Annotated in this window: 13 protein-coding genes and 1 tRNA gene; 7 read left to right on the top strand and 7 right to left on the bottom strand. The window is 48.4% G+C overall.

The window, feature by feature from the left end; all coding sequences use genetic code 11:
* Positions 1-172: 172 nt before the first annotated feature.
* From EKM70_RS10625 to EKM70_RS10645, 5 genes are all read right to left on the bottom strand, one after another.
* Positions 173-261, bottom strand: a tRNA-Ser gene (locus EKM70_RS10625).
* 56 nt (positions 262-317) lie between these two features.
* On the bottom strand, positions 318-716 hold the full coding sequence (locus tag EKM70_RS10630) for a TIR domain-containing protein (RefSeq protein ID WP_125547667.1): 399 nt from the start codon (positions 714-716) through the stop codon (positions 318-320).
* Between the two features lie 238 nt (positions 717-954).
* On the bottom strand, positions 955-1,428 hold the full coding sequence (ndk, locus tag EKM70_RS10635) for a nucleoside-diphosphate kinase (protein ID WP_125547669.1): 474 nt from the start codon (positions 1,426-1,428) through the stop codon (positions 955-957).
* A gap of 124 nt (positions 1,429-1,552) precedes the next feature.
* Positions 1,553-1,738, bottom strand: a complete 186-nt coding sequence (locus EKM70_RS10640) for a PspC domain-containing protein (RefSeq protein ID WP_125547671.1) — start codon at positions 1,736-1,738, stop codon at positions 1,553-1,555.
* A gap of 17 nt (positions 1,739-1,755) precedes the next feature.
* A complete protein-coding gene (locus EKM70_RS10645; RefSeq protein WP_125547681.1) occupies positions 1,756-2,418 on the bottom strand; it encodes a histidine phosphatase family protein in 663 nt (220 codons plus the stop codon).
* 172 nt (positions 2,419-2,590) lie between these two features.
* Here EKM70_RS10645 and EKM70_RS10650 point away from each other — a divergent pair, with 172 nt between their 5' ends.
* Together EKM70_RS10650 and EKM70_RS10655 are read left to right on the top strand one after the other, a co-directional pair.
* Complete coding sequence (locus EKM70_RS10650; RefSeq protein ID WP_125547684.1) at positions 2,591-3,472, top strand: PPK2 family polyphosphate kinase; 882 nt, start codon at positions 2,591-2,593, stop codon at positions 3,470-3,472.
* Positions 3,473-3,605: 133 nt separating this feature from the next.
* Positions 3,606-4,775: a hydroxymethylglutaryl-CoA synthase gene (locus tag EKM70_RS10655; RefSeq protein WP_125547686.1), complete on the top strand. Its 1,170-nt coding sequence runs from the start codon at positions 3,606-3,608 to the stop codon at positions 4,773-4,775.
* 43 nt (positions 4,776-4,818) lie between these two features.
* Here EKM70_RS10655 and EKM70_RS10660 read toward each other — a convergent pair whose 3' ends face one another.
* Positions 4,819-5,403, bottom strand: coding sequence for a hypothetical protein (locus tag EKM70_RS10660; RefSeq protein WP_125547688.1), 585 nt, complete (start codon positions 5,401-5,403; stop codon positions 4,819-4,821).
* Positions 5,404-5,622: 219 nt separating this feature from the next.
* On the opposite strand from EKM70_RS10660, the gene EKM70_RS10665 reads away from it, so the two are divergent.
* Complete coding sequence (locus EKM70_RS10665) at positions 5,623-6,063, top strand: nucleoside 2-deoxyribosyltransferase (RefSeq protein ID WP_125547690.1); 441 nt, start codon at positions 5,623-5,625, stop codon at positions 6,061-6,063.
* Positions 6,064-6,138: 75 nt separating this feature from the next.
* Here the strand turns inward: EKM70_RS10665 and lexA are convergent, their stop codons facing one another.
* The gene (lexA, locus tag EKM70_RS10670; protein ID WP_057877560.1) at positions 6,139-6,768 is read right to left on the bottom strand and encodes a transcriptional repressor LexA; all 630 of its coding nucleotides are present in this window, start codon (positions 6,766-6,768) and stop codon (positions 6,139-6,141) included.
* 197 nt (positions 6,769-6,965) lie between these two features.
* Here lexA and EKM70_RS10675 point away from each other — a divergent pair, with 197 nt between their 5' ends.
* From EKM70_RS10675 to EKM70_RS10690, 4 genes are all read left to right on the top strand, one after another.
* Entirely contained in the window at positions 6,966-7,214 is a 249-nt protein-coding gene (locus EKM70_RS10675; protein WP_125547692.1) for a DUF896 domain-containing protein, read from the top strand.
* 99 nt (positions 7,215-7,313) lie between these two features.
* Complete coding sequence (locus EKM70_RS10680; protein WP_057877562.1) at positions 7,314-7,541, top strand: YneF family protein; 228 nt, start codon at positions 7,314-7,316, stop codon at positions 7,539-7,541.
* 140 nt (positions 7,542-7,681) lie between these two features.
* The gene (locus tag EKM70_RS10685; RefSeq protein WP_125547694.1) at positions 7,682-9,442 is read left to right on the top strand and encodes an ABC transporter ATP-binding protein; all 1,761 of its coding nucleotides are present in this window, start codon (positions 7,682-7,684) and stop codon (positions 9,440-9,442) included.
* Positions 9,432-11,222, top strand: coding sequence for an ABC transporter ATP-binding protein (locus EKM70_RS10690; protein WP_125547696.1), 1,791 nt, complete (start codon positions 9,432-9,434; stop codon positions 11,220-11,222). The genes EKM70_RS10685 and EKM70_RS10690 overlap by 11 nt, the downstream gene beginning before the upstream one ends.
* Positions 11,223-11,379: the final 157 nt, after the last annotated feature.

Here is an 11,379-nt window from a genome sequence, read left to right on the forward strand (position 1 = left end):
AGCAACTTTGTTAAAGAGTTGAATAATCGTCCACGCAAGGTCTTAGGCTGGAAAACTCCATCTGAAGTGTTCTATGGGAAAACGTTGCACTTGATTTGACAATTCGTCGTACAAAAAGCACCGTTGAATCAACATTCAACGGTGCTACAGAATCAATCAAGCATTCAATTTAAGGAGAGTACAGGAATTGAACCTGCGCGCCGGTTATTCGCCGGTTCGACGGATTTCGAGTCCGTTGCATTACCACTCTGCCAACTCTCCATGTGACTACTAATACATTTTACCAATAATGAATATAAATGCAAGCCAAGTTTGGATTAATTTCGCTGTTGCGTGAAAACGGAACGGTCGAAAGGGGGCACCCAAGTTGAGGGACCGGCTATTAGGGCCAGGGGAGCAATGTTAGTGCTATCCAGCTTGGTTGCTAGGACAGTCTTACCTGCTTGAATGGCGGTCGCAATTTCCCAATCGGTCCACTCGGATTGCCAGGTTTCGCGGCTGACAATGACCAGGAGGCGGTGAGCCCGTTTGATGTCTCGCTTGAGCTGCCGTTTAATCTTTGCGGCTCGAAAGCCGGTAAATCGAATCGGCAGATGTTGCTCATGAAAACTCACGGTTGGAAATTCCCAGTCTTGTTCTGACCAGTGCTCGAGCTGTTGGCGAAATGAATGAGCCAAGGGATCGGCTGATTGACAACTGATAAAAAGTTCACTCATGCGAAACGCTCCTTTCTTTATGGGGTTTATTCTAACGGATTGGTGCAACAATTGGGTAACAGATAGATTGGCTTCTTATGAAATGAATATGACAATACTAATACAAAGCCATGGCCTTAAGTTTACCCGACTGTGAGGGTGAGCGACAGCCAAGCGGCTAAGTTAGTAATGGTACTAATTGTTCAAACTGGTGGCATAAAAAATCCCTCACACAGGGTGGGGGATTGCTTAAGCTTGTTTAATTGGTTTGCTTCACTTTAATGGTGGGTGCCTTATGAGCGGCAACAGCTAACTCAGGGAACCAAATGGCGATTTCATGGTGCGCGTTCTCACGACTGTCCGAAGTGTGGACAATGTTTCTGAGAATGCCATCTGGATATTCATGAGCGAAGTCACCACGAATGGTCCCGGGCTGCGCGTCATTTGGACGCGTCTTACCAGCCAGGTTGTGGACGGCTTTCACCACGTCGGTCCCGGTAACAATGATAGCTACCAGTGGACCTTCTTGCATGTAGGTTTCAATTTCGTGGAAATAAGGTTTGCCGACTTGATCACGGTAGTGTTGCTGAAGTTGTGCGCTAGTGGCTCTAACCACTTTTAACGCCACGATTTCATACCGTTTACGTTCGAGTCGGGTGATGATTTCACCAATGTGACCTTCTTCAACGCCATCGGGTTTAACTAACAATAAAGTCTTTTCTGAATTTGCCATGGTAGTGCCTCCTTGAAGTTTTTGAAACAGTCAAGAAACAGTTGCTCACTCATTAACAAGTTACTAACTTAGATATTAGGCTAAACGGTTCTCACAGTCAACCTGTGTGCTGTTAAGAGACTCTTTAGACTGGGTCACCCATCACCATCCAAAGGATCAGGTAAACAATGAGGCCTGGAAAGACTGGTGTCACTGACAGGACGAGAAACAGGATGCGGGCAACGCCGACATTCCAATCGAAACGCTCGGCGAGTCCGCCGATGACCCCGGCGAACACGCGGTTAGTTGCGGAACGGTGAAAGTTTTTCATGATGTAACCTCCTAAAATTAAGATTGGAAATCAATTTTATTGAAGAAGTCGACGTGGATGTCGTCATCGGTAATCTCCAGTTTTGTGATACTCCCGTTGATGGTGGCGATACCCTCGTCCAGCTCTGGGGCGTAGCGATCGACGATGGAACGAATGGTGACCCCATGGGAGATCACCACGACCTGGTCGCCATCCTTGGAGTTGGCTCGTAACTTATCGAATCCACGGTCCAAGCGTTCCCAGAACATGTCGTTACTTTCGGCGTCACCATAGAGGTCGGCCTGGTGAATCAAGTCGCGGGCTTTTTCCAAACCGTAGGTGCCCAGCACCTTGGATTCGGAATCCAAGCCCACTTGAACCCCAACGAATTGCCACATCTGGTTCAGGTCATTGCCTTCGAAATAGCCGTGGCATTGTTCTCGGAATTCAGGGTACTGGTAGGACACGAGGTTTTGAGAGTCGGGAATTTCGCGCAAGGCGATTCTAGCCGTCTCAATGGCTCGTCCTGAATCGCTACTATAAGCGGCAGTCAGGGGAACATTCTTGAGTTGGCGACCCGCACGTTGCGCGTCAGCCCGTCCCTTGGCCGTCAGAGGTGAGTCGATCCACCCTTGAACCTTGTTATAATGGTTCAACATCGTTTGACCGTGTCGAACAAAGTAAGCCGTAATCTTTTTCATAATTTAGACCCCTCCATCATTCAGGTAAGTGGTTACATCTTTAGTATAGCAAGCTTTGTGAAAGAACGCGAAGATTTTTGCATGGTCGGCTAATCTCATAAAATTCTTAGGGCTTTTGACGGTTATTATCAGGGAAAACATGCTATGTTATTACCAACAGGAGATGATGTGGATGAGCATTGAAAGTAGCTACCGGTATACCGGTGATCTGGATTTGGATCTCGACGAATTGGCCACACGGGTGGAAAAGGGTCCCGATGCCACAGCCATTGAGAATCGATTAACAGCCAATGTCTTGGCGCTAGGGGACTTGCAGACGCGGTTATACTCGCAGAAGAAGTACGGGGTGATTATCATTCTGCAGGGGATGGATACGGCGGGGAAGGACGGCCTTATTCGGCACGTCTTCAGCGGTCTCAATCCTTCTGGAACCAGCGTGGTGAGTTTCAAGCAACCGACTTCAATGCAGTTGGATCATGACTTTCTCTGGCGGATCAATCAGGAACTACCACCACGTGGTGAGATTCGGATTTTTAATCGGTCACAATACGAAGACGTGTTGATCAGTCGTGTTCATCCAGAGATGCTGACCAAACAAAACCTGCCAGGGATCGAGAAGACGGCAGATGCGGACGACGCCTTTTTCAATCGTCGTTATCAGGATCTCAAGCACTACGAAAAGTACCTGCGGCATCAGGGATTCATCACCATTAAATTCTACTTGCACCTTTCCAAGGAAGAACAGACGCGACGCTTCGAAAAACGAATTGAGGTTCCAAGTAAAAACTGGAAGTTTTCACCAAGTGATGTCAGCGAGCGAGCCTACTGGGATGATTACCGGGTCGCCTACACTAAGATGCTCGAGAATACGGCCACAAAACGGTCACCGTGGTACCTGATTCCGGCCGATGATAAGGGGATTGCACGGCTTATTGTATCTAACATCTTAATTCAACGATTCCAAGCGTTACAACTAGAGTATCCCACCGTTGATCCGAATGTAAAACGCCAACTGAAATCAACTTTGGCGCGGCTTAAAAACGGCAAATTGTAATAGGCAAAAAGCAATTAAACAGTGATCGATTTCTTTTAAATAAAATATAAATGTAGTATACAATTAGCCAAGTTATTTGCGGTTGTGGTATGATAACTCGCAGACTGATTCATAATTTAGGAGGAATCAAGGCATGACCGTAACCGTCGGAATTGATAAAATGGGGTTCTTTACCCCCAATCTTTATTTGGATATGCGAGATCTCGCCGCGGCTAGAAATGAAGATCCCAACAAGTATTTGATCGGGATTGGCCAATCAAAACAGGCGGTGATTCCGCCCACTCAAGATGTTGTGACGATGGCGGCCAATGCGGCTGAACAGTTTCTGACACCGGCGCTAAAGGCTGAGATTAGTATGGTCTTGTTTGGAACGGAATCTGGTATCGACAACTCTAAGTCTACGGCGATTTACTTGGCGCATCTCTTGGGATTACCAGCGGAGACCCGGGCGGTTGAATTGAAACAGGCCTGCTACGGGGCCACTGCTGGCCTTCAATTAGCGGCCGACTTCGTGCGGGTTCGTCCCACGGCTAAGGTCCTGGTTATTGGGGCGGATATCGCCCGTTATGGACTACGTACGGCTGGTGAAGTGACGCAGGGTGGCGGTGCGGTGGCCATGCTGGTCAGTGCCAATCCACAGATCCTGGCTCTGGATACCGTCACGAGTTACCATAATGAAGATGTGATGGATTTCTGGCGGCCAACGTATCGGACCGAAGCCCTGGTTGATGGTAAATATTCCACCAACGTCTATTTAGATTTCTTCCAGCGTGTTTGGCGGGGTTATCAGGACCAAACGGATCTAACCATTGCCGATTTCTCGGCCTTCGTCTTCCATTTGCCATTTACCAAAATGGGGCGTAAGGGACTCCGGCAGATCCTACCGTCGGCGACCGCGGCCCATCAGGCTGAACTCGCGGCGGCCTTTGAAGCTAGCCAGACGGACAATCGAAACGTGGGTAACCTCTACACGGGGGCCCTTTACTTGAGCCTGCTGTCCTTACTTCGTCATCAGAGCTTGGCGGCGGGGGAACGCATCGGCTTGTTTAGCTATGGTTCCGGCGCTGAGGGTGAGTTCTTCAGTGGGACTGTTCAAGCCGACTATCAACAGGGCATTGATTCGGCGGCTATTGACCGGCTGTTAGACCAGCGACAACAAGTCACAGTTGCCGAGTATGAGGCGATCTTTATGCAGCGGCTTGACAGTGACGGCAGTGATGCCCGACTAGCCGTGGGTAATGATCCCGCTGAATACCGTCTGGTCGGCCGTCAAGGCGAGCAACGGCGTTATCAAAAACGATAAAAAGAAAGCCGCGAAATCTTTAAATTTCGCGGCTTTTGCGTTGTTATTCAAATTTATTGTGGGTCACGTAACCATCCTTGTAGATTAAAACGGGTTTCTGATCTTTGAGTCCAATCTGGAAGATGTAGCCCGGGCCTAGTGCCTTCTTCAACGAAACACTGGTTTTGCTAAAACTGTCGACAAAACGCGGCCATTTGGCTTGCTTGGCCTGTTCAGGTTGCTTGGTCAGACCCCGAATCGTTGATTGAAGGTCCTTGTTGGTGACGGTCAGGGTGTAAGTCTTGGTCTTAGCATTGAAACTCATGGTCCCGATCTTTTGAAGGGACTTACCCAGCTGCTGGTTGACGCTCTTTTCATTGTCTGCTCGCGTGGCTTTTTGTGACTGCGAGTTGAAGGCTTGACCGGAGTTCGAACTGATCTTTTTCGTTGATTCGGTTGTGGGGTTCGGTGCAGCCTTGTGGTGGGACCAGTAAGGCAACTTCGACACGGACCAGCCAGTTAAGAGGAGGGCAATGATCAGTAAGATACTTGCCCCCACTTTGGAACTTCTTTGGTGAAAAGCAGTAATTAATGAAAATAGGGCAATCAGTGACACGATGCCACCGAGAATGGCAAATCCGAGGAACATAATGGTGCCTCCTTGAAGAGTTATTAGGTTCAGTATAGCATGAATCATTTCAATGCCGAAAGGCTCAGCCTGAAACCAGATAAACTCGAATAATGTTCGGGTTTTAAAGTTAAAAAACGCTTATTAGTAAATTATAACCGAATACTAATTAAAATTCAGTCGTAAAGTGATCGGCTTTCCGGTATAATAACGATATTCTAGAGAAAAGAGGAGATTAGTGTGACCAACGTTTATTTAGCAGGCCCCTTCTTCGATGACGAACAGATCGCTCGAATTGAACGGGTAGAAGCAGCTTTAGAGCAAAATCCGCAGGTCGATAATGTATTTAGCCCCCGGAAGGATGAAATTCCTGGCTTAACCGTGGGAACCCCCGAATGGGCCACACAGACCTTCCAAATGGATGTTTCACAGATTGACCACGCCGATGTCGTGGTCGCCGTGTCTGACTTTGTCGATGACCAAGTGGACTCCGGCACTGCCTTTGAGATTGGGTATGCCTTCCACAGTAAGAAGCCTGTGGTGCTGTTCCACGAAAAGGATACAGTTTTAAACTTGATGCTGGCTGAAAGCCTGCATGCTTACCTCAAGAGTGCCAAGGATTTGGCCGAATATGACTTCAATTCATTACCAGAAAGTCATTATCATGGTAAAGTGTTCTAAATAAAAATCAGGGTGTGATTGCCCGAAAAAAAGGAGCGTGCCAGTCGGCATGCTCCTTTTTTGTTATGATCATGATTAGTGGACGTCGTCACGGAACAGGCCAACGACCTTACCGAGAATGCTGACGTGGTTCAAGATGATTGGCGCCATGGTATCATTTTCGGGTTGTAACCGGAAATGATCGGCTTCCTTGAAGAAGCGTTTGCAGGTCGCTTCATTTTCCTCGGTCATCGCAATGACAATGTCACCATTGTCTGCGGATTGTTGCCGACGGACGATGACTTGGTCACCATTTAGAATTCCGATGTTAATCATACTTTCCCCGCGGATGGTCAGCATGAAGAGCTGATCGTCATCACGTTCGAATTCTGGTGGAACCGGGAAGTAATCCGTCGCTTCTTGAACAGCCAGAATAGGTTCTCCAGCAGTTACGGTGCCCAGCACAGGAATTCGCGTTTGTTTCTCGTGAACACCGAGCTCTTCTAATCCGGCAGGTGTGACTTCCAATGCCCGCGGCTTCGTCGGGTCCTTGGTCAGGAGCCCCTTCTTTTCTAGGCGGGCGATGTGACCGTGTACCGTCGAGGTAGAGGAGAGGGCGACGGCCTCACCAATTTCACGGACGGTTGGTGGATACCCTTTTTCGTTTACGCGTTCCCAAATGAAACGTAGAACGGCAAGTTGTTTGCTTTCTGATGCTTTCGTCATGTAATGCCACCTCGTTCGTCATTCGTAGTATAGTTTAGTGTTAGTGTAGCATAGGTAGGTCGGCTTTTCAAACAGATGTTCGGGTAGATTAGTTGAATTCTAAAATTAAGCCTGATAAGATAGGGACTAGTTTTAAAAAAAGACGGGCAGCAATGCCAAGACGTTTCATCGATTCTATTGAATAAGGAGGGTTGTTCATGGCAGAAGAAACAATGGACACCTTATTGGTCCGTATTAACGAGCTCGCCCACAAGGCGAAGGCTAGCGGCCTCAACGATGCCGAGAAGGCTGAACGCGCCGAGCTGCGTCAACGTTACCTGAAGTTATTCCGGTCTAGCTTTAAGAGCCAAGTGGAAATGCTCCAAGTTTACGATAAGCAAGGCAAAGAAGTCACACCTGAAAAAGTCCGCGATATCCAACGCAAAAAGGGTCTACGGGACAATTAATCAGGAGAGCGGGTCATTTTCAACGATTCGCTCTTTTATTTTCGGTTAAGGTTGTGTAGAATTGTTTATTGAATGACGTCATGAAGGAGGGGAATCAGCTTGGCAACCTGGATCTGGATTTTAATCGTAATTATCGTCGGAATCGCCGGTGCTGTTGGGGGCTTTTACGCTGCCCGTAAGTACATGGAAAACTATCTGAAAGATAATCCACCAATTAACGAAGACCAATTACGCGCGATGATGTTGCAGATGGGGCAAAAACCATCCCAACGTAAGTTACATCAAATGATGAATGCGATGAAACAACAATCATCTTCTAAAAAGTAAATTGGGTTAATCGATGGCTCGCTTCCAGTCTAACTGGAGCGAGCTTTTTGATTGCAATAAAAATTTATTCCGCTAGAATTATAAGGTCTGTTATAATTTAATCATGTTTTAATCATATTCTAATCTTAGGAGGGACGTTCGTGAGTATATTTCGGAAATTAGCATGGTACTTTCGCCAGGAATGGCGGGTGTATCTGACGGGAATCGTGGGGCTCTTATTGACTGCGATTATTGCCATAATTCCTCCACGGATCATTGGGAACATGGTGGATGGCATCCACGGACAAACCATGACGGGGAAACTCTTGGTCATTGATCTCAGCCTTATTACAGTGGCCGCCTTGGCTCAGTATGCGACCCGTTATCTTTGGCGAAATGCCATTTGGGGTGGCGCAGCCAAGCTAGAACAATTGCTTAGAAATCGGTTGTTCGATCACTTTATGCTGATGGACAGCGTGTTCTATCAGCGTTACCGTACCGGGGATCTGATGGCCCATGCCACCAATGACTTGGAAGCCATTCAACGGGTGGCCGGTGGGGGTATCCTGGAGTTTGCGGATGCCATCATCACCGGGGGCACGACTCTGATTGCCATGATGATGCTGATTGATTGGCGTCTAACGTTACTCGCCATTATTCCGTTTCCATTCTTGGCCCTCATCTCTTGGTATCTGGGTCACAAGATTCACAAAGCTTTTGGGGCCTCCCAGGAGGCCTTCTCACGCCTGAACAACAAGGCACAGGAAAGTATTAGCGGTATCAAAGTTATCAAGGCTCTGGGGCAAGAGAACGCCGATGTGGCGGACTTTGACAGTCAGGTTGACCGGACCATTAAGATTAACCGGCGCGTGAACCGGTTAGACTCGTTATTTGATCCCATGATTACCTTGGTCATCTCGATTTCCTACGTGGCAACGATTGTGTTGGGGGGCCTCTTCGTGGTCAACCACACCATTACCATTGGAAACCTGGTGTCATTTATCAGTTATCTGGCCATGATGGTCTGGCCTATGTTTGCCGTGGGAATGCTCTTCAATACCATGGAACGGGGAAATGCCAGTTACGATCGGGTCATGGAACTATTGGAACAGAAGACCCACATCATCGACCGGCAGGACGGGATTACCGTTCGACCAACCGGGACGCTGAGTTACCACGTGAACCGGTTCGATTATCCCGACGACGCGGGCGCTAGTCTTCAGCGGGTCGATTTTGACCTACCAGCCGGACACACCCTCGGGATTGTCGGTCGGGTTGGGGCCGGAAAGTCCACGATTATGAAATTAATTCTACGGGAATTCGACAATTATGAAGGCACGATCAGCTTTGGTGGTCACGACATCAAGGACTATGCGCTCGACAGTTATCTGCCAGCGATTGGTTACGTGCCTCAGGAAAGTTTTCTATTTTCTTCCAATATTTTTGAAAATATCCGTTTTGCCAATCCGTCGGCCACACAGGCCGAAGTTGAGGCTGCCGCTGCTAAGAGTGATTTAGCGGGGCAAATTGCCCAGTTACCAGCGGGTTATGATACCGAGGTTGGTGAGGAAGGGATTTCGTTGTCCGGTGGGCAACGGCAACGTTTGGCTATTGCCAGAGCCTTACTCATTAATCCGGAATTGTTAATCTTAGATGACGCCTTGTCCGCAGTGGACGCCGAGACCGAAACGGAAATTCTGGCCAACTTGAAGGCTGAACGGGCGAACAAGACCACTGTGATTTCGGCTCATCGGTTGAGTTCCGTGATGAATGCCGATGAAATCTTGGTGCTTAACGACGGCCACGTGGTCGAACGTGGGAACCATGCCGAACTGATGGCCAACGACGGATGGTATCATCGGATGTTTATCGAACAGCAGTTGGAGACACAAGTGAGAGGAGGGAACAACGATGGCAGATAAGCCGCAACAATCAGCATGGGCTCATAGCATGACGACCAAGGAACAGTGGACCGTTGTTAAGCGCCTGTTAAAGTTCGCTGCTCCCTACAAATGGTTCTTCATTGGGTCCGTCATCTTGTCGGCTCTAATCAGTGCCGTGAACGTCTTTCTCCCGTGGGTTCTCCAGACCTATATGGACAAGTACCTGCGGACGAATAACGCCACCATTGTGATCATGTGGACCTTCGCCGGCATTTACTTCTTGGGGATGTTGACGCGAGCACTCATGCAGTTCTGGCAGAACTACACCAGTACCATGGGGGCCGAGTACATGTTGGAAAATGTTCGTCGAAAACTCTTCAGCGAACTGCACCAAAAAGGTATGCGGTACTTTGATCAGACCCCCGGGGGTTCGATCTTGTCACGGTTAATGAATGATACCATGACCTTTGCGAACTTCTGGGCATTACTGAATACACTGGTTCTGGCGTTCTTCGCGGTCGTGTCGTCCTTTGCGGCGATGTATGCAACCGACATCAAGGTGGCGCTTTGGACGTTAGTGTTGGTGCCGTTCCTAGTGCTGACTATCTGGTACTACCAACGGTTTAGTTCGAGGGTCTACCGGCGAATGCGGGAACGACTGAGTGAACTCAACACGAAGCTCGCCGAGGCCATTACTGGGATTACCGTAATTCAGGAGTTCCGGCAAGAGAAGCGGACATCCAAAAACTTTCAGAAGACCAATGCGGCGTATTACGATACGCGTAAAGATATGATTCGGACGAACTCCTTACTGTTAAGTCCCATCATCAATTTACTTTATGCGTTAGGCACCGTTATTGTTTTGGGGATTTTCGGTATGCGGGGCCTGCATGAGGTCGTCGCAGCCGGGGTCATTTACGCCTTCATTACGTACCTCAACAACTTCTACAGTCCCATGAGTAATATGATGGATAGTCTGAGTGATTTCCAAAATGGGATGGTGGCGGGTTCACGAGTTTTACGCGTGGTTGATGACCAGACTCTGGCGCCACAACAACATCCCGTGGCCGATGCCAAGATTACACAAGGTAAGATTGAGTTCCGGCACGTGACGTTTGCTTACGACCAGAAACATCCAGTCTTAAAGGACGTCTCATTTGTCGCAGAACCAGGACAGACGGTGGCCTTGGTCGGGCAAACAGGTTCCGGGAAGACATCGACGATTAATGTTCTCATGCGCTTCTATGAATTTCAATCAGGTCAGGTTCTGATCGATGGTCGCGACATTCGGGAATACCCGGCCGAGGAGTTACGGCAGAAGATGGGCCTCGTGCTCCAGGAACCGCAACTCTTCTACGGAGACATTCAGACCAACATCCGGATGTTTAATCCGGATATCTCGGATACCCAGGTCGAACGGGCGGCCCACTTTGTTCAGGCCGATGATTTCATTGAACAGTTGCCCCAGGGTTACGCGACCCCAGTCTTGGAACGGGGAACCGAGTATTCTGCCGGGCAACGGCAATTGATTACCTTTGCCAGAACAGTTGTGACCGATCCGAAGATTCTGATTCTTGATGAAGCCACGGCTAACGTGGATACCGAAACGGAAAACATGATTCAAACCGGGCTGTCACGGATTCAAGAAAACCGGACGACCATTGCGATTGCTCACCGGTTGTCGACGATTCAAAATGCTGATCTTATCCTGGTGCTTCATCAAGGGAAGATTGTGGAACGTGGAACCAACGACGAACTGATGCAACAACACGGTTACTACTACGACATGATTCAATTACAAAACACCGCTAAGGACTAAGCAGCAGATCAAAAAAAGTCTGGGATTTTTCCCAGACTTTTTTGCGTTTTCAAACTTATAGGGTTGAAGCGTGCGACACCATGCACTAGTCCCTGTCAAGTTGACAGCTGAAATAATATAATTTTTAGTATTGCTTAGGCGGCTTCATCGCGGTATT

This window comes from Levilactobacillus lindianensis (assembly GCF_003946095.1).
GTDB lineage: Bacteria > Bacillota > Bacilli > Lactobacillales > Lactobacillaceae > Levilactobacillus > Levilactobacillus lindianensis.

Bases quoted from the DNA above. Each gene is read 5' to 3' on its own strand.
- EKM70_RS10630 (WP_125547667.1), bottom strand. From the start codon at position 716: ATGAGTGAACTTTTTATCAGTTGTCAATCAGCCGATCCCTTGGCTCAT.
- ndk (WP_125547669.1), bottom strand. From the start codon at position 1,428: ATGGCAAATTCAGAAAAGACTTTATTGTTAGTTAAACCCGATGGCGTT.
- EKM70_RS10640 (WP_125547671.1), bottom strand. From the start codon at position 1,738: ATGAAAAACTTTCACCGTTCCGCAACTAACCGCGTGTTCGCCGGGGTC.
- EKM70_RS10645 (WP_125547681.1), bottom strand. From the start codon at position 2,418: ATGAAAAAGATTACGGCTTACTTTGTTCGACACGGTCAAACGATGTTG.
- EKM70_RS10650 (WP_125547684.1), top strand. From the start codon at position 2,591: ATGAGCATTGAAAGTAGCTACCGGTATACCGGTGATCTGGATTTGGAT.
- EKM70_RS10655 (WP_125547686.1), top strand. From the start codon at position 3,606: ATGACCGTAACCGTCGGAATTGATAAAATGGGGTTCTTTACCCCCAAT.
- EKM70_RS10660 (WP_125547688.1), bottom strand. From the start codon at position 5,403: ATGTTCCTCGGATTTGCCATTCTCGGTGGCATCGTGTCACTGATTGCC.
- lexA (WP_057877560.1), bottom strand. From the start codon at position 6,768: ATGACGAAAGCATCAGAAAGCAAACAACTTGCCGTTCTACGTTTCATT.
- EKM70_RS10675 (WP_125547692.1), top strand. From the start codon at position 6,966: ATGGCAGAAGAAACAATGGACACCTTATTGGTCCGTATTAACGAGCTC.
- EKM70_RS10690 (WP_125547696.1), top strand. From the start codon at position 9,432: ATGGCAGATAAGCCGCAACAATCAGCATGGGCTCATAGCATGACGACC.